Annotated in this window: 24 protein-coding genes and 1 pseudogene; 12 read left to right on the forward strand and 13 right to left on the reverse strand. The window is 61.0% G+C overall.

Annotation, left to right across the window (positions count from 1 at the left end; genetic code table 11):
• Positions 1-419 precede the first annotated feature (419 nt).
• The gene (locus tag K6G35_RS27535) at positions 420-854 is read left to right on the forward strand and encodes an SDR family oxidoreductase (protein WP_081596888.1); all 435 of its coding nucleotides are present in this window, start codon (positions 420-422) and stop codon (positions 852-854) included.
• Between the two features lie 6 nt (positions 855-860).
• Here K6G35_RS27535 and K6G35_RS27540 read toward each other — a convergent pair whose 3' ends face one another.
• The 8 genes from K6G35_RS27540 to K6G35_RS27575 all read right to left on the reverse strand — a co-directional run bounded on the left by K6G35_RS27540 (position 861) and on the right by K6G35_RS27575 (position 7993).
• Complete coding sequence (locus K6G35_RS27540; RefSeq protein WP_234707032.1) at positions 861-1262, reverse strand: hypothetical protein; 402 nt, start codon at positions 1260-1262, stop codon at positions 861-863.
• A gap of 170 nt (positions 1263-1432) precedes the next feature.
• On the reverse strand, positions 1433-2083 hold the full coding sequence (locus tag K6G35_RS27545; protein ID WP_495676680.1) for an SCO family protein: 651 nt from the start codon (positions 2081-2083) through the stop codon (positions 1433-1435).
• On the reverse strand, positions 2049-2657 hold the full coding sequence (locus K6G35_RS27550; RefSeq protein WP_008652382.1) for a c-type cytochrome: 609 nt from the start codon (positions 2655-2657) through the stop codon (positions 2049-2051). Before K6G35_RS27550 ends, K6G35_RS27545 begins: the two co-directional genes overlap by 35 nt.
• A 15-nt stretch (positions 2658-2672) precedes the next feature.
• On the reverse strand, positions 2673-3272 hold the full coding sequence (locus tag K6G35_RS27555; RefSeq protein ID WP_008652385.1) for a cbb3-type cytochrome c oxidase subunit II: 600 nt from the start codon (positions 3270-3272) through the stop codon (positions 2673-2675).
• Positions 3269-4858, reverse strand: a complete 1590-nt coding sequence (locus tag K6G35_RS27560) for a cbb3-type cytochrome c oxidase subunit I (RefSeq protein ID WP_495676681.1) — start codon at positions 4856-4858, stop codon at positions 3269-3271. Before K6G35_RS27560 ends, K6G35_RS27555 begins: the two co-directional genes overlap by 4 nt.
• Positions 4859-5015: 157 nt before the next feature.
• Complete coding sequence (locus K6G35_RS27565) at positions 5016-5987, reverse strand: AraC-like ligand-binding domain-containing protein (RefSeq protein WP_495676682.1); 972 nt, start codon at positions 5985-5987, stop codon at positions 5016-5018.
• Between the two features lie 3 nt (positions 5988-5990).
• Positions 5991-6992: a helix-turn-helix domain-containing protein gene (locus K6G35_RS27570; RefSeq protein WP_495676683.1), complete on the reverse strand. Its 1002-nt coding sequence runs from the start codon at positions 6990-6992 to the stop codon at positions 5991-5993.
• Between the two features lie 281 nt (positions 6993-7273).
• Positions 7274-7993 (reverse strand): SDR family oxidoreductase, encoded by a 720-nt coding sequence (locus K6G35_RS27575; protein WP_495676684.1) that lies wholly within the window; start codon positions 7991-7993, stop codon positions 7274-7276.
• Between the two features lie 203 nt (positions 7994-8196).
• Here K6G35_RS27575 and pdxR point away from each other — a divergent pair, with 203 nt between their 5' ends.
• The 7 genes from pdxR to K6G35_RS27610 all read left to right on the forward strand — a co-directional run bounded on the left by pdxR (position 8197) and on the right by K6G35_RS27610 (position 16025).
• Positions 8197-9630, forward strand: a complete 1434-nt coding sequence (gene pdxR, locus K6G35_RS27580) for a MocR-like pyridoxine biosynthesis transcription factor PdxR (protein ID WP_035883302.1) — start codon at positions 8197-8199, stop codon at positions 9628-9630.
• A 130-nt stretch (positions 9631-9760) separates the two neighbouring features.
• Positions 9761-10198: a carboxymuconolactone decarboxylase family protein gene (locus K6G35_RS27585; protein WP_008652395.1), complete on the forward strand. Its 438-nt coding sequence runs from the start codon at positions 9761-9763 to the stop codon at positions 10196-10198.
• 8 nt (positions 10199-10206) lie between these two features.
• The gene (locus K6G35_RS27590) at positions 10207-10647 is read left to right on the forward strand and encodes a cupin domain-containing protein (protein ID WP_286962536.1); all 441 of its coding nucleotides are present in this window, start codon (positions 10207-10209) and stop codon (positions 10645-10647) included.
• A 317-nt stretch (positions 10648-10964) separates the two neighbouring features.
• On the forward strand, positions 10965-12431 hold the full coding sequence (locus K6G35_RS27595; protein WP_286962535.1) for an efflux transporter outer membrane subunit: 1467 nt from the start codon (positions 10965-10967) through the stop codon (positions 12429-12431).
• A 26-nt stretch (positions 12432-12457) separates the two neighbouring features.
• Positions 12458-13732 carry an HlyD family secretion protein gene (locus K6G35_RS27600; RefSeq protein WP_495676685.1) on the forward strand — a complete coding sequence of 425 codons (1275 nt, stop codon included), beginning with the start codon at positions 12458-12460 and terminating at the stop codon, positions 13730-13732.
• A gap of 32 nt (positions 13733-13764) precedes the next feature.
• Positions 13765-15324 carry a DHA2 family efflux MFS transporter permease subunit gene (locus tag K6G35_RS27605; RefSeq protein ID WP_495676686.1) on the forward strand — a complete coding sequence of 520 codons (1560 nt, stop codon included), beginning with the start codon at positions 13765-13767 and terminating at the stop codon, positions 15322-15324.
• Between the two features lie 125 nt (positions 15325-15449).
• Positions 15450-16025, forward strand: coding sequence for an RrF2 family transcriptional regulator (locus tag K6G35_RS27610; RefSeq protein WP_008652400.1), 576 nt, complete (start codon positions 15450-15452; stop codon positions 16023-16025).
• 46 nt (positions 16026-16071) lie between these two features.
• Here K6G35_RS27610 and K6G35_RS27615 read toward each other — a convergent pair.
• The 3 genes and pseudogenes from K6G35_RS27615 to K6G35_RS27625 all read right to left on the reverse strand — a co-directional run.
• A pseudogene (locus K6G35_RS27615) lies at positions 16072-16345 on the reverse strand (SDR family oxidoreductase); the annotation flags it as partial.
• A gap of 67 nt (positions 16346-16412) precedes the next feature.
• On the reverse strand, positions 16413-17621 hold the full coding sequence (locus K6G35_RS27620) for an NAD(P)/FAD-dependent oxidoreductase (RefSeq protein WP_008652402.1): 1209 nt from the start codon (positions 17619-17621) through the stop codon (positions 16413-16415).
• A gap of 327 nt (positions 17622-17948) precedes the next feature.
• On the reverse strand, positions 17949-18200 hold the full coding sequence (locus K6G35_RS27625) for a hypothetical protein (protein ID WP_008652403.1): 252 nt from the start codon (positions 18198-18200) through the stop codon (positions 17949-17951).
• Positions 18201-18383: 183 nt separating this feature from the next.
• Here K6G35_RS27625 and K6G35_RS27630 point away from each other — a divergent pair, with 183 nt between their 5' ends.
• From K6G35_RS27630 to K6G35_RS27640, 3 genes are all read left to right on the forward strand, one after another.
• On the forward strand, positions 18384-19406 hold the full coding sequence (locus tag K6G35_RS27630; protein ID WP_495676687.1) for a helix-turn-helix transcriptional regulator: 1023 nt from the start codon (positions 18384-18386) through the stop codon (positions 19404-19406).
• A 150-nt stretch (positions 19407-19556) separates the two neighbouring features.
• On the forward strand, positions 19557-20159 hold the full coding sequence (locus K6G35_RS27635; protein ID WP_008652408.1) for a TetR/AcrR family transcriptional regulator: 603 nt from the start codon (positions 19557-19559) through the stop codon (positions 20157-20159).
• Positions 20160-20237: 78 nt separating this feature from the next.
• Positions 20238-21479, forward strand: a complete 1242-nt coding sequence (locus tag K6G35_RS27640) for a YbfB/YjiJ family MFS transporter (protein ID WP_008652410.1) — start codon at positions 20238-20240, stop codon at positions 21477-21479.
• A 141-nt stretch (positions 21480-21620) separates the two neighbouring features.
• On the opposite strand, the gene K6G35_RS27645 is transcribed toward K6G35_RS27640, so the two are convergent.
• Together K6G35_RS27645 and K6G35_RS27650 are read right to left on the reverse strand one after the other, a co-directional pair.
• Positions 21621-21893: a hypothetical protein gene (locus K6G35_RS27645; RefSeq protein ID WP_495676688.1), complete on the reverse strand. Its 273-nt coding sequence runs from the start codon at positions 21891-21893 to the stop codon at positions 21621-21623.
• Between the two features lie 120 nt (positions 21894-22013).
• A complete protein-coding gene (locus K6G35_RS27650; protein ID WP_152564891.1) occupies positions 22014-22256 on the reverse strand; it encodes a hypothetical protein in 243 nt (80 codons plus the stop codon).
• A gap of 1292 nt (positions 22257-23548) precedes the next feature.
• On the opposite strand from K6G35_RS27650, the gene K6G35_RS27655 reads away from it, so the two are divergent.
• Entirely contained in the window at positions 23549-24088 is a 540-nt protein-coding gene (locus K6G35_RS27655; protein WP_008652416.1) for a fimbrial protein, read from the forward strand.
• Positions 24089-24135: the final 47 nt, after the last annotated feature.

Below are 24135 nucleotides of genomic sequence, written 5' to 3' on the forward strand. Positions count from 1 at the left end.
TTAGGAATCCACCAGATGGCACACAAGGAAGCATTTCAACTATCGAACTGCGGAACTGGTTCGTAGATTCAGCACATAAGTCCGTTTCATCGCACAGGGAAAGGCTACTCGCCTAACTCCTCTCACCGCAGACAACCGCACGGATCGAGCCTGGCAAGGACGCAATTCCGGCGCGGTCATGGCAATTGCTCTGGCGGCAGTCAATTCACGCGGTCTTAGACCTGGCCAGTGGGTTTCTCTGATATCGACGAAGTAGCACCTCGGGCGATGTCGGCGTTCGCGACGCCTGCACGCCGAACCTCTTCGGACTGGTACCCCGGGACAAGCAATATCTTGATGCCCTCGGTGATTTCCCGTCATGGCCGGATTGCTTTGACACCATCGATCATCGCTGTCCCCTCCTGGCTCGTTATCGGACATTGCCAGGTCAGCAGCAAGGGACTGCTACGGGTCGGTCAGGCACTGTCGTTGGGAGAAGCTGCAGAACGTGCTCGTGTCGTCCGGTCCGTCAAACCATTCAGCGTTCACTGGCCGAAGGCGCCGCGTACAAGGCCAACGCAGGGGCCAGCATCGCGGCGGCGGTCAACGCGGCGCTCGACGGACTGGCGCGAACGCTGGCCGTGGAGCTGGCACCGATTCGCGTCAACGTCGTCTCCCCGGGCGTAGTCGATTCCCCGACCTGGGACTTTCTGCCGTCCGACGCGCGCGCCAGCGTGCTACACGGCATCGGCGCGGGCCTGCCGGTCGGTCGCGTGGGTACTGCATCGGGACTGGCCCAGGCGGGCCTCTTCCTGATTGCCAACGGCTTCGCAACCGGCACCGTCCTGCAGATCGACGGCGGTTATGCGGAGTGAAGCCAACTAGATATCCGATGACAGATCCGCAAGACCCGCCTTGCGACAAGCCCATCCGAGCAACCAAAGTCCCGCACCGGCCGAGTAAGCGACGATGCCCGCTCCGGCCTGATGCTGGTCTCCAAGCAGATAGTTCGCGCAGAGTCGCACCTGCTCGTCAACAAAGATCAACCCAACCGTTACGCCCATCCAGACCAGGTTGCCAGTGAAGAAGAGTAAGACGGGCCACGGCGAAATGCGGATTGCGAGCGCCATCGAGAATCCCGCCACGCACACCGAAACATCGCGCGCAATGCCCGTAGCCATTGACATTCTGGACAGGTCAATGGCAATGGGCACCATCCAGACGCCGTACGCAAATGTGCTCAGGGTACAGAGAGCGAGCCCGTAAGGCTGCATAGCGGCCATTAGGCTCCGGTGTCTTATGACATATAGCTCTGCGAAGGCCCAACCCGCCACGGCCAAACATGGCAGCAGACACAACATCAGCGAAGACATCGATGCCTCGACGACGTCACGGAGCGGGGGCAGCGCCGGAATCAGGCAAATCAGCAGAACGAGATGCCATGACTTCCTGCTCATCGCGCCGCCTGACGCACGAGGCTTCGTGCAAACAAGTACGCCTGCTGAAACTGCTCCATTGGATACGTGGCTAAAACCACGCCATTCGCGGAAACCACGTCGAGTGCCCCGTTATGCGTGATGCCGCCCATCCCATCTGGTATCGCTATCACATCCGCCTGGCGTAGCAACGCCTTCAGTTCGCGCAAATCGTTTGCGGTGACCACCTCCCACTCCGGCAAGCTCGCCCGATACGTTGTGGCGTACGCTTTCAAGTCGCCTGCCGTATCGCGTGCATCGAGTGATATCGATACAAGACCAAGTCGACCTGACAAGCCATCGGCCTTGATCTGGCGAGACAACTGCGCGAACTCGCCGCCCAGCGCGCTACATACGGTATTGCAGCGTGTGTAGATGAAATCCACGATGTACACCGTCGACGCCGCGTTTCCGGAGAACAGTTGCACACCATGCCCTTGCTGGTTCCGCACCGCAGTCGCTGGCATTCGAAGGTCCAGCGACGCGATCCGCAGGTCACGTCGCTCGTCCAGTGTCCAGGCCGACAGGCCGTAGGTCAGCGCGTGCAGCCCGGCGATGCCCGCCGCCAGTACGGCACCAAGCGCCAGCCACGGCCTAGCCGCCGGGCCCGCCAAGCGCGGCGTCGCCATCAAAGGATCCTTTCATCCCAGCGGTGTCGGCACGCGATGCCGCAACGGTTTCCGCCGAAATTGCCGAAGCACTATTTCCCCACTGGGCGCGTACATGTGTCAGTACGGCCGCGATCTCGGCATCGGTAAGCTGGTCGGCAAAGGCTGGCATCGCCCCGTTATAGACTGCGCCCTTGACAGTCAGCTTGCCGGTCACGCCTCGCAATACAATCCGTGCGACGCGGGACTCGTTACCGTTGGCCCACTCCGATCCGGCCAAAGGCGGAAAGACGCCGGGCAAGCCTTGTCCATTGGCCTGATGGCAAGCCACGCAGCGGCTCTGAAAGATGGCGGCGCCATCGACCTTCGCTCCAGCGCCCTTCGAATTGCCGCGCAGGTCCGCCAGCGTGCGACGATCGCCCAGTTCGGGCGCCTGATTGATTGGCGCCGTGGCGATGTACCACGCCCCCCAAGCCACCAGGACAGCAACCATTGCCAGCACATAGCGCGGAATGGGCGCCTGGTTCTCATGCGGGTCTTCGTGCTCGCGCGCACGCGCCGCCTCGGCCTGCCGTGTTTCCCGAACATCGGTCATTGCAGTCTCCTGCCTTCAGCGCGCCGCGGCGCCATCGATCGGTGGCAATACAGGCCCGGTCCGGTTCAGAGACTGCAGGTATGCCACAAGATCCAGCGCTGCCGCAGTGGGAACAATTACCTTGCCAACTGGCGCGTAGCCTGGTGGCAAGGTGATGGCCTTCTCGCCTGCATCGGGAGCGTCCTTGGCATCGAACAGGTATGGATAGCTCGGCATGATGCTGCCGCTGACATAGGCACGGGGCTGGTACAGATGCCCGAGATGCCAGTCTGCGCTGGGCTGGCGCACCCCGATGTTCATCAGATCCGGCCCCGTTCGCATGGTGCCGAGAAGATGGGGGCTGTCGTAGTAGTAGTCGCCGGCAACGGCGGCTCGCCCCCAGCCACGTTTGGCATCGGGCGCGAAACTGCTGTCTCGTGGTTGCTGCGAATGACAGTAGATGCAGCCATTGGCGATATACACGCCGCGCCCACGCAACTCCGCGGTGGTGTACGGCTTCAGGCCTGGCGTTGGCTTTACGTCGTGCAACTGCAGGTACGGGATTACGACCAATGCGCTGGTGGCGATCGCCAGCATCGTCATGCCACCGGCAAGCAGTGCGCTTTCGTTGTTCATGTTCCCACTCCCTGCTCCGGCTTGCTGCCCTGGTGAAATAGCGCAGGGCGATCGCGGTTGGGACCAAGCCCAAAGATCGCGCATACGAAGTTCGCAACAAGAAAAAGGTGACCGGCCAGCATCATCGTGCCGCCCACCGATCGCGCCTTCAGATAAGGAATGGTCACCTGCACCGAATCCATGAACGGACGAGCGGCATCAAGCATGGCCATGCCTTGCAACCAGCCGCCAATGGTCAGACTGAGGAAGTAAACGCCAATCCCGCCGGCGGCCAGCCAGAAGTGGCAATAGATCATCCAACGGTATGGCCACTCGCGACCGGAGATACGCGGCACGATAAAGTAGATCGCGCCAAAAAACGCGAAGCTCACGAAGGCATAGAGGCCAAGATGCGCGTGTGCGACCGTGTAGTGCGTGAAGTGGGTGACGCGATTGACGGCTCGCAACGCCTCGAAGGAACCCTGAATCGAGCTCAGCGTGTACATCATGCCGCCGAAAGTCACGAACCGAAGCGTCGGGGATTCGATCAGCTGGCGAAAGTGGCCCCGTAGCGTCTGGTGCTGGTTGATCGAGAACGCGATGACCGGAATCAGCATCATCATGCTCTGCACGATCGAAAGTGTGATCAGCCAACCCGGTACCGGTCCGCCCACCAGGTGGTGCCCGCCCACTTGGCCGTAGAAGAAAGCCAGCGCCCAGAACCCAAGCAATGACAAGCCGTAAGACCTGACCGGCTGTCCAATGATCTTCGGCAGGAAGTAGTAGATCGAGGCAAGCGCAAGCGGTGTGTAGAACAGACCCAGCACGTTATGTCCGAACCACCAGTTCATGGTGGCCTGCTCCACGCCGAAATGGAGACCCGGAATGTTGGCAACGAGAAAGAGCACGGGGAACCAGAACAACGCGCATCCCATGTACCAGACGGAAACATAGAGGTGGTCGACCTTGCGATTCACCAGCGTCAACAAAAGGGGAAAGCCGACCAAAGCGCCGCCGATCACAAACAGGATATCGACCTGCCAGGGAATCTCCAGCCATTCGAGTCCATCGGAAATGCCCGCCGCGATACTGCCGATACCCGCGATCAACCCGGCATTCCAGAGCGCGGCCCCCAGCACCGCCCAGCGCCCGCCCATCAGCTCGGTCTTCAGCAGGCGCGGCAGCAAGAAGATCGCGATGCCAAGCCCCGCCATTGGTGCCCAGCCATAGGCCACCGCATTCAGATGAATCGTGCGTATCCGGCCAAAAGACAGCCACGGCACCGAAGCCAGCAGATCGGGTTCGTGCAGCTTGATCGACGCGGTCAGGCCGGCGACCGAAGCAACCAGAAGCCATACCATCGCGCAACAGATGAACAGGAACACGACTGGCGCGGATGACCGGTCGGCTTCTTCGCGCGACCGGTCGACGATTCCCTGGCGCGCCGAAGCTGGGTCTTCCGGATGCCCAGCCTCCTCATCGGCGAAGATCACGCGTGCCGCGGCCGGCGAGGTATCAAACAGGCCCTTCCGCATACTCCAGATGAATGCCCCGAGGGCAAACACGGAAAGCAGAAACGCCGACATCAGGATGGCGACTGTATTCATGAAGACTCGCAGGCAACGCGTATCCGACGTGAATCCGCTGGTGAGTTCGAGGCGATCGATGAAACGTGGTGGTGCCGGAGCTTACGGCCGAATTCCGGTTACTTCACATAGCCACTTTTGATGCATTTTCAGGTAGCCATTGGAGCGGCGCCAAACGCTACGAGGGTCGGAGACGTTTCGGCCGATCCTGCGCTTCGCGGGTATCGCTGGCGGATGCCTCGCCGGGATCAAGCAGCTTCGTCAAATCGGCGCCGCGAGAAAAGCCGGCGCGAAGCGCGATCTCGGGCACAGTAAAGGCCTCGAACGCGCGAGACGCCAACATCCGACGCGCATTGGCGAGACGATGCGTGACAAGCAAGCTCGCAAAGGTGTCACCGAACGACGCGAGCACACTGTGCAATTCGCTCTCTGCAATCGACAGCGAATTCGCGATGTCGCCCGGGCTCAGCAGGGGCTCCGCGCTCCGGTTGGCAATGCAGGCGAACACCTTGTTGTAGAGCGCAAGCGCGGCGGAAGAGGCCGCGATCGGTCTTCCTGTTGTTCCGCTCGCCATGGCGAGCATGGCGCCGAGATGATCGATCATCATCGATGCCGGTAACGGTCCATCGCGCAGCGCGTGTGGCGTCATTCCGGCCACGAACGCCGCCAGCGCATGATCCATCTGGCCTGCCTCGCCGCCGAGCGGCCGGCCAACCATCCGGCTCGGCTCCCGCACCCAGCGGCGCAGCCATGCTTCGGGCATCTTCACGTGAATGACCTCGTAGGCTGACGGCATTTCGATAAGATTGGCCCTTGCCGAATCGATCAGGAACGCCTGCCCCGCCCGCACGCGCGTGGCGCCCGCGTGCTCCACGTACCAGGCTGCGCGTCGATTCACGATGAGGTGGTAGGTGTGCGCACCACTCCGCGCAAGCTCCGCGCGACCGCGCAATGACCGATGCGCGGATCCGCATTGCGACAGCACGTCTACGTCATCGATGTCGAGCATCGACATATGCGATGCGAGCGCACCCGTGTGTGTGGCCTCCACCTGCATTGGGACAAGGGCCGAGGACAACGCCGCGGCGAAGTAGTCAAGTCGCTGCGTTCGGGGAACGGCGTTAGTCGACCAGGTCACGATTGCGCTCACGGTTTACTCCTCCTTCGGATCGTCGCGGGACGAGGGGCCAGCGTGCGCGCGGCGGAGCTGGTTTGGCGTGTGCCCCACGCGAGCACGCATCACCCGGGAAAAATGGGCGGCATCGGCAAACCCCGCCCGCCGCCCAATCTCGGCGACGGTCAGCCTGCTGAAGCTCGATGATTCCAGCATCCGAACCGCATCCGCGCATCGCATGGCCATCAGTACGGCTCCAAACGTCGTGGACGATCTTGCAAAGTGGCGATGGAGACTGCGTACCGAAATGCTTACGGCTGCAGCGACGTCGGCCGCGCACAGGGTCGGCTCGCGCGACTGTCCGGCCATGCAGTCGCGAATGCGATCCAGCACTGCGGCACCCTCGGTTTTGGCTGGCTTCGGTGGAACTGCGCTCCTGCTTTGCGCAAGGAACGCCAGCAGCGATCCGATGTGGTCGCCAATGAATGACCGTGGCAGCGGATAGTCGGCGAGCCGTGCGGGTTCCAGACTCTGTAGGAATGCCGATAGCGCGCGGCCCCAGCTATCGTTCGCGTCTATCCTGGCGCCGACCAGGACGGACGGTGCGGGCAGCCACTGCCGAATCCAGGCTTCCGACAGTGCGACGTGAACGATGTTGAACTCGTTGCCGATTTCGAGATTGAACGGAATAGACGAGTCGCACATGATCACATCGCCGGGCCCCAGACGTTCGCGCGTCAAGTGCTCCAGTGTCCATGCGGATCGCGTGCTGGTAAGCAAGTGGAACGTTCGGCCCTCGGACCTCGCGATATTGCCCCTGTCGGCAAAGCAACGGTGCGGGGTTCCGCGCTGGCGGATGACTGTCATGCCGCCCAGGTCGGCCGCGGACATGTCCACGCCAAAGGCACTCGGCGCGCTCCCGCTCAACTGGATCGGGAAAATCGCTGTTGCCAAGGCATGGGCGTAGTAGTCGTACCGCTGGCTTTGCGGAACATCGCTGGTGGACCAGTTCCTGATCAACAGGGGCGATTGGGCACGCATGGCGAGACCTCATGGTCGGAACGGCCGCCTCTACCGGTCTGGTATCGGCGGTCGTCTCATGGGATTTGATGCCAGTGTGCCCGCGCGCGGCCAGCGCAACCGGGATATAAGTGCCAGACGTCACGATCGTCTGGCCGCTGCGTGCCAATCGACCCAAAGGGGCCAACGAGCACAAAGGGGCCAACGAGGCCACAAGATGTCTCGCCGGCCTACGGCGGTGCCACCGGTCGTCTCCGCGATACGCCCTTCCATCGCAAGACTACGGGGCACTGTCCCGGGCGCTAGAGCGCTGCCTTGCCAATCGACGCGCCGCCATCCACGAACAGCGTCTGCCCCGTCATAAAGCCGGCAGGCTCGGAAAGCAGGAATTCGATCGCGGCGGCCAGTTCATCCGGCTTGCCCAGACGCCCCATCGGCACCATGGACAGAAATCGCTTCTCCGCATCGCTGCCCTGTGGCGTATTGGCACGGAACATTTCGGTTTCAACTGGCCCCGGCGCAACCGCATTCACCGTGATCCCGGTGGGAGCGAGTTCGAGTGCCCACGTTCGTGTGAAGCTGATCATGGCGCTTTTGGCCGCGGCATAGACGGAGCGGTTCGCAACGCCCAGCACGACAAGGCTCGACAGGTTCACGATACGGCCCCAACCCCGCTCCAGCATATCCGGCAATAGCGCCTGGACAAGCTGAACGGCTGGCCGCAGGTTCGACCGAAACATATCGTCCATGGCGTCCAGGTCGATATTGCCAAGTGGCGCAAGCTCGATGAACCCCACGTTGTTCACGACACCGTCGATCACGTGCTCGGACCTCAGTGTCGTCAGCACATGTTCAGTGGCAACCGGGTCCGTGAGATCGACGGGCACCAGAATGCCGGGGAAACCGGGGTCGGCGTTACGCGCGACGCCGATCACTTTGTGCCCGGCAGCCGCCAGGCGATGGGACAAGGCCCGGCCGATTCCCTTGCTCGCACCGGTGATCAGGAAAGTCTTGTGTGACATTGCATATCCACGTTCCGTGCCAGAGCGCCCTCGCCCCGGCCGATTTTGTATCGATTGCTACGAAATTATTATAGATCGATCGATACAAAATGCAACGAACGCGCCGAGACCCCACATCACCAGTGTGGTTTCGGGCCGCGTACTCCTCTTCAACGCCGCAACTAGCCCTAGAATCCGGCGGAATCGCCATTCGCGCCTACAAGATGAACGCCCACATCAAGCTCCGCGGCCGCCGTGACCTGGCTGGTCAGATCTATCGACAGATTCGCGCCAGCATCGTCGACGGACGGCTCGCGCCAGGAGAACGCCTACCCTCCACACGCACGCTGGCGTCGGAGCTCGACGTCTCCAGAAAGACGACGCTCGATGTGTTCGAGCGGTTGATCGGCGAAGGCTATCTGCGGTCCCGTACCGGCGACGGAACCTTCGTGTCCGAAGAGATGACGCGCCTGGCGCCTACGCCGCCGCGCGAGCGGATCGTGCAGGCCACTGGAGCGGTGTGGGAAACGCTACCCGAGGCATTACCCGCAAGCCGGAAAGACATGCCGGCACGCTTCGATTTCGTAGGCGGCGTCACCGACAAGCGCCTGTTTCCGTTCGACAAATGGCGCAAATGCGTTAGCCACGCGCTGCGCATCCAGGCGCGCGGAAACGGGTCCTATCACGACCCATCGGGCGATCAGGAACTGCGTCTGGCCATCTCGCGTTATCTGGCTTCGAACCGCGCGGTGGTCAGCAACTGGCAGGACGTCATCGTGACCAATGGCGCGCAACAGGCCATTGAACTGCTGGCGCGCGCGGTCATCCGGCCAGGCGATGTGATCGCGGTGGAAGATCCTGGCTATCCCCCCGCGCGAAGCGTCTTCACCGCGGCGGGCGCCAGGGTGATCGACGTACCGGTCGACAAGGACGGTTTGCGGGTGGATGCCCTGCCGTCGAAGGCGAGGATGGTCTACGTCACGCCTTCCCACCAGTTTCCGCTAGGCATGCCGATGACGCTCGAGCGCCGCCTTGCCCTGCTCGAATGGGCGCACCGGCGAGGCGCTCTCGTGATCGAGGATGACTATGACGGCGAATATCGCTTCGAGGGTCGACCGATGGAATCACTGAAGAGTCTCGACAACGCCGGTGTCGTTGCTTACGTCGGCACGTTCTCGAAGACCATCTTTCCGGAACTGCGGATCGGCTACATGATTCCGCCATCGTCCCTGGCGGCCACGCTTCGAAAGGCCAAACAGGTCAGTGACTGGCATAGCAGCACCCTGATGCAGACCGCATTGGGCAAGTTCATGCTGGACGGATACTTCGCCAAGCATCTGCGCCACATGCACAGGGAATATGCCAGGCGACGCGCGACGCTGCTGGAGTACCTGCAGGGCGACCTGTCCGATTTCTTCACGCCGCTACCGTCCGCGGCCGGCATCCATCTGGTCGCGATACTGGCCGACGATACAAACGAAGCAGACGTCATTGCCCGGGCCAACCAGGCATCGGTGGGCCTGTACGGCATTTCCAGGATGTTCAATTCCCAGCCTTCGCGGCAAGGCATCCTCTTTGGCTACGGCGGCATCGGTGTGGACGATATGCGGAGTGGCCTGACCCAACTCGGCGAAACACTTCGCGCCACCCGGCGCTGATGGCGTGCCCCGAAAATTGGTCACCTCAAAATAGCCATAAATCGGTACTAAAAGGTCACCACTTCATTGCCTAAGCTTGCGTCTGAGGCGTGCCAGCCGGCACGCATATGAACAAGCCAAGGAAAAAGTCATGACCCAACGTCTCGATTTCTACAATGCCAACCCGAACGCCATCAAGGCGCTGCTTGGTCTGGAAAAGCGCATCAGCGAATCCAGCCTCGAGAAGTCCCTGGTGGAGCTGATTCGGCTCCGGGCCTCCCTGATCAACGGCTGCGCCTACTGCATCGACCTTCATACTGCGGACGCGCGCAAGGGCGGAGAAGACGATCGTCGCCTTGCCACGCTGTCCGTCTGGCGCGAAACACCCTTCTTCACAGATCGCGAACGCGCGGCGCTGGCCTGGACCGAAGCCGTCACGCTCGTATCTCAGGATCATGTGCCAGATGAAGTCTGGACCGCCGTGCGGCCGCACTTCGACGACGCGGAACTCGTGGACCTGACGCTTCTGATCTCGACCATCAATACGTGGAACCGTTTCGCGATTTCGTTCCGCAAGACACCAGCGTGAGGTCCGCCATGACAGCGCTCGCCATACGTCGCACTGCGCTTCAGGTGCCCCTGGTTGCCGCCATGCTGCTCTGCACCATGACAGCCGCCAGGCCGGCACTTGCGCACGAAGCCGGACACGAGACAACAACGCCGGTGATGAAGCAGGACATCCCCGAGGCCAAAGGACGTCACGTGTTCATGATCACGGTGGCCTACGAACCGGGGCAAGCCTCTGAACCACATCGACATCCGGGTTCGATCTTCGCCTATGTGCTTGACGGTGAAGTGGAATCCCAGCTCGATGGCCAACCCGCCCGCGTCTACAAGACGGGAGAAGCCTGGTATGAACCGCCAGGCGCGAAGCACCTGGTGTCCCGCAATGCCAGTTCCACCAAGCCTGCGAAGTTGCTTGTCTACGGGATTGCGGAGGGCAATACGCCGGTGAAGCTGCCGCTGGACGCTCGCTAGGCACCTGGACCCCGGGCATGCCGTTGGGCAGCTCGGCCTGATGTCGCGACGCTGCCGCCCGTCCTGAAATCCACCCCAGATTGACAGGGCGACGCGTCGCCCTGTCATCGCTTCTGTCGTTCGCGCATCGGCCTCCGAGGCCAATACAGCGCATCGGTTTTCGCAATCGAGCCGATTGAAAGAATCCATCGCAGCGCGCCTTGAATTTATTTGCCTAGGCAACTATTGTCCAGTCAGTTAAATGCGTGGACGGCGAAATCAGTTCTGGAATGCCCGTCCAGTCACTTTATCCACCACACCCATTGATGAGTCGGAAAATGGTTTGGCAATCACCCCAGGCGAAGCAGCGCGCCACACTGCTCGCGCTCTCAACGATAGTGGCCGCAGTACTTGCTGGATGCGCGAACTATGCGGGCATTCATAGCGACAAGGACATGGCACTGCCGACGCAGATTGCCACTGCGCAAAGCATGCCGTCCGAGGGAGGGCATTGGCCCGCCACGGACTGGGCATCGCAGTTTGGCGACGCCCAACTCAAGGCCCTGATCGACGAAGCCTTGGCGGGTAGCCCATCCATCGACAAGGCACGTGCCCGTATCGCGGCGGCCGTGGCATTCAGCGAAAGCGCCAATGCGAACACCCTCCCTCAGGTAGGCGCGGGGTATTCCTGGACTCGCCAGCGACTGACTGAAAGCACCTTTATACCGCCAGCCTTTGCCGGCACGTGGCAATCGGAAAACAAGGCGATCATCAGCGCGTCCTACGAGCTCGATCTTTGGGGCAAGAATCGCGAAGCTCTCCGCTCCGCAGTCTCGATGGTCCACATGACGGAGGCAGAAGCGGAGCAGGTAAAACTGACCCTGAGTCAGGCCATCGCCCGCAGTTACAACGAACTCGCCCGCTTGTACGCGCTTCTGGATATTGCGCGCGATGAAGTCACGCAACGCGAGGAAGTCCTGCGGGTTACACGCGGTCGGGTCCGGATGGGACTGGATACCGCCGTGGAGCAACAGACTGCCGAAGCGAATCTCGCGGCTGCGCAAGTTTCCGTCTCTGCCCTTGAGGGAAGTATCCAGCGTACCCGCTACCAACTTGGCGCGCTGCTCGGCAAAGGCCCGGACCGCGGGCTCGCCATCGCCAAGCCGGCACTCGGTGGCGCCGAAGAAATTCATCTGCCTGACAACCTTCCGGCAGACCTCGTGGCACGCCGCCCCGACATCGTCGCCGCGCGCTGGAGAGTGGAGGCCACCACTCACGACATCAAGGTGGCGAAAGCCGAGTTCTACCCAGACATCAACCTGAGCGCTGCCATCGGCCTCGATGCGTTCGGGTGGGGACGCTTTCTGCATGCGGCGAGCCGCACGGTCTCCGCCGGCCCTGCCATCCACCTGCCGATCTTCGACGGTGGCGCACTGCGCGCGCAACTGAAAGGACGCTACGCCGACTTCGACTTTGCCGTGGCGAATTACAACGACACCCTGATCCAGGCATTGACCGATGTGGCCACGCAACTGTCGGACATTCGCTCCGTCAACGCCCAGATCATCAACGCGGTCCGAGCCGACGAGGCCGCGCAACGCGCCTTGAAACTGGCGATGGCACAGTACCGCGCCGGACTGACCACGCAGTTGACAGTGCTGAATGCGCAGACCACGGCATTGGCCAGCAGCCAGACCGTGACAACGCTCCGGATGCAACGACGCGACCGCCAGATTGCGCTGGCAGCGGCCCTGGGCGGCGGGTACACGGCCGACGACACACAAAGCGCGGACACAACCCGGTGAGCCGCCACGCCACAGATACAGGTGACATGATGACCACGACCAACCCGAACCCCACTGACAATCCCAAGGCCGCGTCCAGCGCGCCGAAAACCCGCAAGCGTCTGCTGGCCCTGCTTGGGCTGGGCGCTCTGGTGGCAGCGGCAGGCTACGGCGCGTACTACTACAGCGTGGCACGCTTTCACGAAGACACCGACGACGCCTACGTCAACGGCAATCTGGTGCAACTCACCCCTCAGGTAAGCGGGACGGTGGTCGCCGTCAATGCCGACGACACGGAGATCGTCAGGGCCGGCGATGCGATCGTCACGCTCGACCCCGCAGACGCGCGCATCGCCCTGGCCAATGCCGAGGCAGCGCTCGGGCAGACCGTTCGCCAGGTGAGTGCCCTATATGTCAACAACAACACGCTGGCTGCAACTGTTCAACAGCGGCAGGTGGACCTTTCCCGGGCACGAGATGATCTGCGGCGTCGAACCGAAGCCTCGGAAAGTGGCGCGGTTGCGGCGGAGGACGTCGCGCACGCAAGGGACACCGTGAAGGCTGCCGAAGCCGCGCTGGAAACGGCGAAGCAACAGCTCGCCTCGAACCATGCGTTGACCGACCAGGCTAGCGTGGCCGATCACCCCAGTGTTCAAGCAGCCGCCACACGCGTGAGGGATGCCTATCTCGCCAATGCGCGAAACACGCTGCCCGCACCCGTGACCGGCTATGTCGCGCGTCGATCCGTGCAAGTCGGTCAACGTGTTGCGCCTGGCAATCCACTCATGGCCATCGTGCCTCTCGATGGAGTCTGGGTAGACGCCAACTTCAAGGAGGTTCAGCTCAAGCACATCCGAATTGGCCAGCCAGTGGAACTCCACGCCGATCTGTACGGCGGCAAGGTGACCTATCACGGCAAGGTCGTGGGCTTCTCCGCGGGCACTGGTAGCGCCTTTTCCGCGCTACCCGCGCAGAACGCGACTGGCAACTGGATCAAGGTCGTCCAGCGACTGCCGGTGCGGATCGCACTTGATCCGGTGGAGCTGCGCGCGCACCCACTGCAGGTTGGCCTGTCTATGCAGGTCGATGTCGAGACCAGGGAGCGCGGCGGAGAACTTTCCCCCGCCAAGGGCGCAAGCACACCAATTCGCACCGCCTATCGCACCGAAGTGTTCGAGCGCTACGGTGCGGAAGCCGACAGCGAGATCGCTCGGATCATCGCCCGGAACAGCAACAGCAACAGCGACCTCGCCACGCGAAGCGAAACGACCAGGAATGCGCGGCCGGCGGCTAGTCCTTCGGCACTCGCCAGGGCCTCGTGAAACCGTAGTCGCCAACGCTAACTGAGGGCATCATGGCAAATCCGATGACAAGCGAATTACCGCCGCCGCTGACCGGTGGCAAGCTGGCAATGGGCAGTCTGGCCGTCGCGCTGGCCACATTCATGAACGTGCTGGATTCATCCATTGCCAACGTCGCCATCCCGACCATCTCTGGCAACCTCGGCGTCTCCGTGGATGAAGGCACGTGGGTGATCACGCTGTTCGCGGCCGCCAATGCGGTAGCCATTCCACTGACGGGATGGCTGACCCAGCGCGTGGGGCAGATCCGCCTGTTCGTGGGATCGATTCTGCTGTTCGTCCTGTCGTCGTGGCTATGCGGCGTCGCGCCCAATCTCACTTTCCTTCTCGCGGCACGAATCCTCCAGGGAGCCGTCGCGGGTCCGATGATTCCGCTCTCGCAAGCAATTCTCCTGGGGTCCTATCCCAAGGAGAAAAGCGGTCAGGCACTCGCGTTGTGGGCGATGACCGCTACCGTGGGACCAATAGCCGGCCCGGCTTTGGGGGGATGGATGACTGACAGCTATTCCTGGTCATGGATCTTCTATATCAACATCCCCGTTGGGCTATTTGCTGCCGCAGTCACCTGGGCGATCTATCGTAGTCGCGAGACAACGACCCGTATTCTGCCGATTGACGCCATAGGACTAGCGGCCCTTGTCACCTGGGTGGCAGCCCTTCAGATCATGCTGGACAAAGGCAAGGATCTCGACTGGTTCGCTTCGCCGGTGATTATCAGCCTGGCCATTGTTGCCCTGCTCGGCTTCCTGTTCTTCGTGATCTGGGAACTGACCGAAGCCAATCCGCTCGTCGAGCTGAGGCTGTTCAAGGGACGCAACTTCCTCGCCGGCACCATCGCAATATCGGTGGCCTATGCGGTCTTCTTCGCGAATCTGGTCGTGCTGCCGCAATGGATGCAGCAGTACCTCGCCTATCCAGCCGTCAATGCCGGCCTTGTCACGGCGCCATTGGGCATCTTCGCGGTGGTGCTTGCGCCGGTCCTTGGCAAACTGATGCCAAAAGCCGAGTTGCGCATTCTCTCCACCCTTTCGTTTCTCGGCTTTGCCGCGGTGTTCTTCATGCGCTCTCACTACACCACGGGAGTCGACACGTTCACGTTGGTTCTCCCAACGCTGCTGCAGGGCATTCCAACAGCATTGTTCTTTGTTCCGTTGACGGCCATCATTCTTTCCGGTCTCCCACCAGAGAAAATCCCCGCCGCGGCCGGACTGTCGAACTTTGCCCGCGTGTTCTGCGGCGCGGTGGGAACGTCGCTGGCGACCACTGTGTGGAACGACCGCGCCATACTGCATCACGCACAACTGGTCGAACAGGCAAACCCTGGTAATCCGAACTACAGTGCCGCGCTGGAGGCCATCCAGTCCGTGATGCACCTATCCCCTGGCCAGGCGACCGCCTACTTTGAAAGACAGCTCAATACCCAGGCGATCATGCTGGGCCTGAACGACATCTTCTGGATTTCAGCCGTCATCTTCGTCGCCATCGTTCCGCTGATCTGGCTGACCAAGCCAGCGCGTGGTGCGGCGTCCGGTGCGGCATCCGCTGCCCACTAGATGTCGTCAGTACGATCCCGGGTACATCCGAACAAATCGCAGGTGCTCGCCAAACGTACATTTGCTTGCGGATCAGCGCGCACCTGTATAACCTGACAACTACGATCCAATAACTCTTAGTTGTCATGTCATTCATCAGCACCGGTGTGGAATACGGGTTGCATTGCCTCCTTTACCTGTCGCGCTCACAGGCGTCGGTGGAAACCGCAAGCGTGAGGGATCTCGCGGAACTGCAGGGTATCCCCGCTGACTATCTGGCAAAGCTGTTCACCAAGCTGGCGAAGGCAAACCTCGTAGTCGCTACCGAAGGCATACGAGGCGGCTTCAGCCTGGCGCGGCCGGCAGACAAGATCACGGTGCATGACGTCGTCGTCGCCATCGATGGCGACAAGCCGTTGTTCGACTGTCTGGAGATCCGCGACCGTTGCGCGGTGTTCGAGGACGCGCCACCCGCCTGGGCCACTCGCGGCGTGTGCTCGATCCATGCTGTCATGCAATCAGCGGAGAAGGCGATGCGGCATGAACTCAGGCAACACACGCTATTCGACATTGCCAATCGCGCCATCGACAAGGCACCCAACAGTTACGGGACGCAGGTGGTCCAATGGCTGACGGCCCGTTCCGTCAACCGCCGCGGCGACAAGTCAGAGGAATCGTTGCCACCCGCGCGCAAGTCCGTACGACCGCGCAACCGTGCATGAAAAAATCGCCCTCCAGATGGAAGGCGATTCTCATTTGACAGGCGGCTCAGAAAGCGGCACGAACCACACCGCCATCCGCACGTAGTGCTGCGTCATTTGTCGCGGAAGACGCTGCGAGCAGACGTAGACAACCAGGTTCGTAACCTCTTCAGGGGTAGTGAATCGCTTGAGGAGCGACGTCGGACGTGCTTGTTCGAAGCATGTCTTCTCGAATGCTTCGAACGATTGGCCTTCCGAGAGCTTGTCGGACCCGGCAAGACCGCGTTCGCGGTCACGCCCGTTCCGGCACACGACTCCGCAAGACCGCGGGAGCGCCCGAGCTACGCGGTCTTCGCCACTCCTTCAGGAACAACGAGACAAGACGATTCGTCTTGCCCCATTTGATCGTTACGCCACCACGATTCGACGCGGGTCCGCCGAGGCCAGTGCCTCGGCGCGATCCGCGCTTGGCGGATAGATCCACTCGGTGTTGATCTTCGTCTTCAGCGCCTTGGCCTCGGCACCAACCAGCTTCACCTCGCGCTCCCAGCCCTCCGTGTACACCGCGCCCCAGGGGCCCAGATCCAGGCAGGTCACATACTTTGGCTGGCTGTATGGGATTTGCTCGTCGCCAACCAGGTCCGCGGCCACGTTGTGTCCGGCGGAACGCCCAAGGTTCATTGCATGCTGGCATGACATCATGGCGTAGTTGCCGGCATCGTCAACGGCTGCATACGCGACGTCGCCCGTCGCATAGACCGTCTCGAGCCCCCTGACCTTCAGATAGTTATCGACGTGCAGACGGCCAAAGCCGTCGCGCTCGGCAGGGACTTGAGCCGTGAGCTTGCTGGCACGCGCACCAGCGGTCCAGATGACCGTCAAGGCTTCGATACGCTCACCGCTCTCCAGCGTCACGCCGGCCGCATCCACGGCCGCAACACCCGACCCGAGCTTCCACTTGACGCCAAGTTCCGTCAGCGCCTGGATGATGACTGGTCGAGGTCCGGCACCCAGATCCGGACCGATCTCGCTGGCTCGCTCCACGATGATCACATTGACCTGTGCGTCGTCTCCCAGAACCTCACGCAAACGTGCTGGCATCTCCGCCGCCGTCTCGATACCAGTGAAGCCTCCGCCTGCAACCACGACCGTGTTTCTGGCGATGCTAGCCGGACGGGTTGCCAGCTTCTCGATGTGGGCTTCCAGCGTTTTGGCGGAAGCCACCTGATCGACGTTGAATGCATGTTCATCCAGCCCGGAGATCTGCGGCTTGAACAGACGGCTTCCAGCGGCCAGCACAAGTCGGTCGAAACCAAGCACGACGGGTGATGTCCCCGCTGCGCTGCTGACCTCCACCTGCTGATTCGCCACATCGATCCGCTCAACGTAACCCTGTACGAACCGGACGCCGACAGCCTTGAATATCTCCTGCAGCGGCGCCTTCATTCCGCCTGGATTCTGCTCGTAGAGGCGCGGCCGTACATGCAACTCCGCCTCAGGCGCCACCAACACGATCTCGATATCCGTGCGTCCGACTTCATCGAGCAGCCGGGCCGAAGCCAGCGCGCTCCACATGCCGGCGAAGCCGGCGCCAATCACAAGAATGCGTTTGGACATTTGCAAACTCCTGCATCAATCCCTGGTTTGAGTGATCCGGCCGCACCTTCATCGCGCGCCCGCTTTCTTCAGCAATGACAAGCGTCAACTGCAATACTACGATTCTATGAGTCGTAGTTTTAAAAGCAAGGAAGAATTCGAAAGCCCGGGGTGTGCGTGCGGGAATCACCATCGTCCTTGCACCGTCGCCGTGGACTCGCTAGCATTACTGCCCCTTGCAGAGTCGTAGTTTATGGAGGGAGCGCGGCATAAGTCCCCAAAGAGACCGGCAGATAGCCCGCATTGCGACACTAGCCAGGCAACGAGGCGCCAGCGGATGACGCTTGCCTAGCCAGTCCGCCGGGACAGCAGCGTAAGTCCGACCTCTGCGAACTTGAAATGCATCAGCCCGTAGGTCGGGAAATCAATCAAGATTCCCTCGGACGCATGTCGCCTCATGAATGACTCATATCCCGGGCTATATTCCGCATTGGTGAAGCTGCACACGACCACGCCGGTTTCACGGTCACCGAGCATCACCACGTCACCAACCTTCGCGTCCAAGCCATTCAGATACTGCATCGCCACCTCCGAAGCCATGTTCGATCGGCGCCAGATCCAGACGGTCCGCAGGGCAAAAGCGAAAGATGCTTATACTGCACATATCGCGCGAAGTCCCTGATGCAACCGGCTAAGGGCGCCGGCTCGGCACCCGTCAATCGGCAATTGCAGAGTGCCCTTGATATGCTTTGATGGATTGACTATTCATGACAGCAACACAGAATGCGTGGACGCTACGTGCCAGCCACGCCGACGACGGTCCATGAGTGGGGGAAAAGGATGGGGAACGAGCTTGGGCAACTACAACGCTGGAGCACCGATCTGGTCCCAGCGACGCAAAGACGTGAGTACTTCCAGGCCGCCACCGAGTCGGCCATCATCCCGTTCCAGTTCGAAACGCCCTATTCGCCCGATCTGAGCGCGAAGATCGAGGCTCTGGCGCTCGGTCCCGTTACCGTGATGCACGTGGCAGGCTCCCCCCATATCGCGCGGAGCACGGCCGTCGAGATCTCACGACAACGCGCACGCTGCCTGAATCTGGTGCTCAGCCGAAACGTTCCCTGGAACCTGAGCTACCAGTCGAGAGTTTCGATGCGCCCCATGGATTCATTCATCACGGATTCCGTGCAGGCGCTAAGCCTCGATATCGCTTTTGACTACGACTTCATCAATATCGGTTTCGATCCGCAGTGGCTAAGCGAGTGGGTCCCTCAGACAGGCGCAGTGGTCGGCAGGCAATTTGGCGCTGACTCGCGCTGGGCAGTGGCGCTGAACACATTTATCGCCGCATTGCAGCCCACCACAATCCTCAATGCGCCGCTCCCGCCCCGGCTGATCGTGGACCAGCTCGGTGCGCTGATTCTTCTGGCGTCGAGCGGACCAGATCAGGTCGCCACGCATAAACACGAGATCTCGAAGCCGCTAAACGAGAGAATCGTCGACTGCATTCGTTCGCGATGCACCGAGTCCACGTTGATCGCGCCACAGGTGGCAGCAGACCTGGGGATTTCGGTGCGATCCCTGCATCGCGCACTGGCCGCTCAGAACGAGACCTTTGGATTCCTGCTGATGAAGACCCGCATCGATATCGCCGTGCGTCAGTTGTCATCGCCGGCGTTCAATCGCCTCACCGTGGCGGCCATTGGCCGCAGGTGCGGCTTCACGGACGACTCTCACTTCACGCGCGTTTTCCGTCGGCATGTGGGCGTGACACCGCTGGCCTTGCGCCGTGCTCGGCTTGCATAGCCGGGATCCAGCTGGCTCAACATATCGTTTGCAGATCACTGATCGAACCCTCTCCACATTCCTCAAGCTCCACACGAAAGATCGTCCTTGAATTCTGTATCGATCAATCTAAAATACGTTCCATATCATTCGATACAGAATTCTGCTGCCATGGCACGACCCCGCCAATTTGACGCCCAAACCGCACTTTCCGCCGCGCAGGACGCGTTCTGGGCCAAGGGCTACAACGCCACGTCGACCCGCGAACTTACGCAGGCGATGGGACTGACTCAACCTAGCCTCTACAACGCCTTTGGCGACAAACGCACACTGTTCCTGCAGGCGCTTGAGGACTACCTGAACCACACGCTCCGCGAACGGATTGCGCGACTGGAAAGCACCCTTCCCCCGGCCCAGGCGCTAGAAGCATTCTTTGCCGAAAGCATCGAACGTGGCGCCTCCGATCCGCTGCATCGTGGATGCATGCTGATCAATACGGCGCTCGACGCATCGGCTGACGACCCTGAACTGGCGGCGATCGTTGCAGAGGAGCTGACTACACTCGGTCACTTCTTCGAACGCACCATTCGCGCGGGCCAGGCCGACGGGACTGTCGACCCGACACTCACTGCCAGGGACGTTGCGGCCACGCTGTTGTCGGTACAGATCGGCTTGCGCGTGATGTCTCGCGTCATGCCGGATCGCGCACTGCTTGAGGCATCCGTCAGACCCGTACTGGCTCTGCTCGGACGCAAGCCGCGCGGCACGACCTGACTTCTCCCTGAATAACGCTTCGCCTCTACGCGCGGCTGCCGCCTGCGTGGGGCGGCGCTCGCCCAGAGGTATCACCCCATGTCACAGAACACTGTCACCACGCCAGTCCCAGGCACCACGGACCGTGCGCTGGATGCGCGTGCGCTCCACGCGGCGCTGGCCGGACTCTGCGCAAGCCTTGTCGCTATAGGTCTTGCCCGCTTCGCCTATACGCCGCTGATTCCCTCGTTGATCCAGGCCCACTGGTTCAGCGCCGCAGACACCGTGGCACTCGGCGCCGCAAACTTCGCCGGGTACCTCGCTGGCGCTGTGATTGGCCGCCCACTGGCGACCCGGCTGTCGAACCGCCATGCTTTACGTCTGCTGATGGTGCTGGCCACCGCGGCATTCTTTGCGTGCGCAGTACCCGTGTCGGTAAGCTGGTTCTTCCTCTGGCGCTTTCTTTCTGGCCTGACGGGCGGCGCCATCATGGTGCTCGTGGCTACTGCGATCCTGCCGCATATGCCGCCGGGCCGGCGAGCCTTCGTTAGCGGGATGATCTTCCTGGGGCTTGGACTGGGTATTGCAGCATCGGGCACGCTGGTACCAGAGTTGCTCAAGCTTGGGCTGGGACAGACGTGGCTTGGACTTGGTGCCGTGTCATTGCTTCTGACTGCTGTCAGCTGGAAGGGGTGGCCCTCAGCCGATGTGCCAACCGGCATGCCAGCACCAACTGCGGCAGGCCACCGCCCCGCCGACCATGCACAGGGTTCCAGCCATCCAGCATTGCGCGTGTTGTACTTCCAGTACGCCGCAAACGCGCTGGGATTGGTGCCTGCCATGGTGCTGTTGGTCGACTACGTCGCGCGCGGTCTTGGTCAGGGTGCATCGGCCGGCGCGGGGTACTGGGTACTCTATGGCGTCGCAGCTATCGCAGGCCCACTGCTCGCGGGCGCCATAGGTGGCAAGCTCGGATTCAGGAACGCCTATCGGCTTGCGATGTTGCTGCAAGGCCTGGCCGTGGGACTGCTGGCCGCCTCCCACCACACGGTAGCCCTGTGGCTATCGACCATCGTCCTCGGCACCTTCACGCCAGGCATTGTGCCGCTTGTCTTGGGCCGAGTGCAGGAGATGTTGCCCCACGACGCCACGGCCCAGCGCGCCGCATGGAGCCGTGCCACCATAGCGTTCGCGCTATGTCAGGCGCTGGGTGGCTACGGCTATGCGTATCTGTTCGCGCAATCGCATGAGAACTACAGACTGATCTTCATGTGCGGCGCAGTGGCCATGGCGGTGGCATTTGTCACCGACTTCGCCGTACGGCGACCGAAGGCCGACTGACGCCGCGGCTTCAACGTCCTACTTCGTTCCAGGTGAGCATGGCCGAGCATCCATTGACAGTCTTTTGCCGACGCCCCCCCCCGTGGGGCGCGCCATCTTCACGACTGGCTCCACAGTCGCCCCCGGTCCGTCGCACACCAGTCACGCAGCATCCAACTTCTCCAGCCAATCAATCAGGTAGTCATACATCGCCGACAGCGAAGCACCCGCCGACTGGATTTGAGCCGGAGAGCCGGTCTCCAGCAGATCGACCATCCGATTGAGCAACCCGCGCAGGTATGGCTGCTCCATCACGGAAATCGCTCCGCCGGCACGATGACACCACTTGCTCAGCCCTGCAGGCGTCGGCGCCGCCAGCTGCGCATGCAAGGCGTCGCGATCCTGTGCCAGGGATCGCGAGAAGATCTCGCGCACGTCGCGCTCTGCCAACATGGGCACCAGTTGGGACCGCAGCCCGACGGTATCGATACATTCCGGACGGAACTCCCCGGATTCCGACGTCCGATCGGCCGATGATGCTTCCGGAGACGAAATTCACGTCTTGGGCAACGGCGCTTCCGGGCCTCCTTGCAATGCGGTCTCGATCGTCTGCCATAGCGATGCCAATGTCGCCGGCTTTACCAGGAACGCGTTCATGCCCACAGCCAGGCGCAGACGCTGGCTACGCCCATAACTGCGGCAGCAACTGCAAAAGCTGCGCAAGGCCGCTACCACACGCGGCACCGGCAGCGCGTGGCCCGAGTTCGCAAGATTGACGCACACCAACCGAGCCCTCATTGCGCTCCCGTTGCTCGATAAAAAACCCAGGCTGTCACGGGGAGCAACAGCCTGGGGCGGAAGTCCGGCAGACGGGATCAACCCATTACCGGAAATGGGCAGCGAATCAGCCGTCAATCTGCCGACCCACGGTGGCAAATTAAATCGATTTTTTTGCGCCGGATATAGAATAGATTCTATTTTTAGAGTGGGCGCTAGCATTTACAAACATGCTGAACACCACAGCTTAGACTCCAGACCATATATTTATCGATAAAATCTATAAAATATGATCTACCATCCCATCATCATCAGATTAAATAAAAATGGCGCATAACAATGTTTATGGTATATGAGTGCGGTTAGATGAAGATTTCCTGAAAAGAAACGAACGCAGCCGAAGCCTGATCCAGGCGAGCGCCAGCACTCAGCGAATATTCAGCCAAATGCTGTGTAGATCCGAAGGAAATACTCAGCCGGAGAGCGACCGAGGAACGCTTGTATCTCCATGGGCTCGTACGCCTGTGGAGCCCCCCCCCGAATCGGCGGGCACAGTCCCCACTTACGATAGCGGGTAGGCATACGACTACGTTCTATGACTAGAACGAAGAAAAAAGGGCGGAAGTGCTGACAAGCCCGGAGTGTTTGCGGCGCTGATCACCACCACCCCTCCCCCGCGCCAGAGCGAGCAGCACAAGAAATCAGCGGCTGTGGCAATCGCCGAGAGAGACGCAGCACTCAGTGCCGCTACAGATACTCGTGATCGCCTGGCGACGCTCGCGGGAAATGGCGCGTGCCGCGCAAATCAGTAAACCGAAGAATGGTTCCAGGGTGACGTTCCCTTGACTTGAGCTGCAGTCAGGAAGATTCAGCTCGCTCCTATGCCACTACCCTGCCCTACATTGTCGCGGCCGTTGTAATCCTCGCGCGCTCGGCAACGAAAGTGAATCATCCTGCCCACGTCTTACTCCCCCTCGCAGGACTCGCTCCACTCCGAACTAATCATCACATTGAAACACGCCGGAGATCCTCCCCCCAGGTTTGCGCACCGTTGGACAGTGCCGGGAATCTATTTTTAGAACTCGTTCTATATAAATAGAAAACTTCTTATACCACTATCGTATCAAGTGGTTGTGCGATGTGAGCAGATCTTGATCGGGAGATTATGTTGGCAAAGAACCGATTAGGGACGCGCGGCAGAAATCTGGTTATTCAGTTTCAGCTCAAAAACGTGTCCGAAAGGGACGATCTGGAGTAGAGAACGACCACTTTCCAGGTGGAGATTACCATCAATTAACAAACGAAATTAGATCATGAAAAAGCATCTCATTATTCTTGCAGCATCCATCGCACCGGTCATGGCGTACGCGGCCAGTGGGAATACGATCAACTTTCAAGGGGAAGTTACGGATCAGACCTGCCAGGTCACGATCAACGGTAACGCAGCCAACCCTACGGTTCTGTTGCCAGCCGTCTCATCGACGGTTTTGACTTCTGCGGGCGCGACTGCAGGAACGACGTCTTTCACTGTGGGTGTAAGCGGCTGTGTAGCGCCGACAACCACCACGCAAGCAATCAAGACTGTCTTCGTGGGCAACCAGGTTACGGCAGCCGGGAACCTCGGCAACACCGGCACAGCTACGAATGTCGCTCTGCAATTGCTTGATCCGGCGACGCCGACGGTGCCCTTCAACCTGGGCAATGCTGGTGGCTACGCAGCCAGCGGCCTCACGCTGCCAGTCGGCGCCACGTCGGCATCGCATGATTTCGCTGTTCAGTACATCTCCGAGCCAGGCGGCGCAACTGCCGGTTCGGTGCTGGGTAGCGTCCAGTATGCAGTGAGCTATCTGTAAATACGACTGGAGTTCCCGGGTCTGTCTTCTCGGACAGGCCCAGGAGC

The sequence above is a fragment of the Cupriavidus sp. HY129 genome (assembly GCF_059492215.1).

Bases quoted from the DNA above. Each gene is read 5' to 3' on its own strand.
- K6G35_RS27540 (WP_234707032.1), bottom strand. From the start codon at position 1,262: ATGGCCGCTATGCAGCCTTACGGGCTCGCTCTCTGTACCCTGAGCACA.
- K6G35_RS27545 (WP_495676680.1), bottom strand. From the start codon at position 2,083: ATGGCGACGCCGCGCTTGGCGGGCCCGGCGGCTAGGCCGTGGCTGGCG.
- K6G35_RS27550 (WP_008652382.1), bottom strand. From the start codon at position 2,657: ATGACCGATGTTCGGGAAACACGGCAGGCCGAGGCGGCGCGTGCGCGC.
- K6G35_RS27555 (WP_008652385.1), bottom strand. From the start codon at position 3,272: ATGAACAACGAAAGCGCACTGCTTGCCGGTGGCATGACGATGCTGGCG.
- K6G35_RS27560 (WP_495676681.1), bottom strand. From the start codon at position 4,858: ATGAATACAGTCGCCATCCTGATGTCGGCGTTTCTGCTTTCCGTGTTT.
- K6G35_RS27570 (WP_495676683.1), bottom strand. From the start codon at position 6,992: ATGCGTGCCCAATCGCCCCTGTTGATCAGGAACTGGTCCACCAGCGAT.
- K6G35_RS27575 (WP_495676684.1), bottom strand. From the start codon at position 7,993: ATGTCACACAAGACTTTCCTGATCACCGGTGCGAGCAAGGGAATCGGC.
- pdxR (WP_035883302.1), top strand. From the start codon at position 8,197: ATGAACGCCCACATCAAGCTCCGCGGCCGCCGTGACCTGGCTGGTCAG.
- K6G35_RS27585 (WP_008652395.1), top strand. From the start codon at position 9,761: ATGACCCAACGTCTCGATTTCTACAATGCCAACCCGAACGCCATCAAG.
- K6G35_RS27590 (WP_286962536.1), top strand. From the start codon at position 10,207: ATGACAGCGCTCGCCATACGTCGCACTGCGCTTCAGGTGCCCCTGGTT.
- K6G35_RS27595 (WP_286962535.1), top strand. From the start codon at position 10,965: ATGGTTTGGCAATCACCCCAGGCGAAGCAGCGCGCCACACTGCTCGCG.
- K6G35_RS27600 (WP_495676685.1), top strand. From the start codon at position 12,458: ATGATGACCACGACCAACCCGAACCCCACTGACAATCCCAAGGCCGCG.
- K6G35_RS27605 (WP_495676686.1), top strand. From the start codon at position 13,765: ATGGCAAATCCGATGACAAGCGAATTACCGCCGCCGCTGACCGGTGGC.
- K6G35_RS27610 (WP_008652400.1), top strand. From the start codon at position 15,450: ATGTCATTCATCAGCACCGGTGTGGAATACGGGTTGCATTGCCTCCTT.
- K6G35_RS27620 (WP_008652402.1), bottom strand. From the start codon at position 17,621: ATGTCCAAACGCATTCTTGTGATTGGCGCCGGCTTCGCCGGCATGTGG.
- K6G35_RS27625 (WP_008652403.1), bottom strand. From the start codon at position 18,200: ATGGCTTCGGAGGTGGCGATGCAGTATCTGAATGGCTTGGACGCGAAG.
- K6G35_RS27630 (WP_495676687.1), top strand. From the start codon at position 18,384: ATGCGTGGACGCTACGTGCCAGCCACGCCGACGACGGTCCATGAGTGG.
- K6G35_RS27635 (WP_008652408.1), top strand. From the start codon at position 19,557: ATGGCACGACCCCGCCAATTTGACGCCCAAACCGCACTTTCCGCCGCG.
- K6G35_RS27640 (WP_008652410.1), top strand. From the start codon at position 20,238: ATGTCACAGAACACTGTCACCACGCCAGTCCCAGGCACCACGGACCGT.
- K6G35_RS27650 (WP_152564891.1), bottom strand. From the start codon at position 22,256: ATGAGGGCTCGGTTGGTGTGCGTCAATCTTGCGAACTCGGGCCACGCG.
- K6G35_RS27655 (WP_008652416.1), top strand. From the start codon at position 23,549: ATGAAAAAGCATCTCATTATTCTTGCAGCATCCATCGCACCGGTCATG.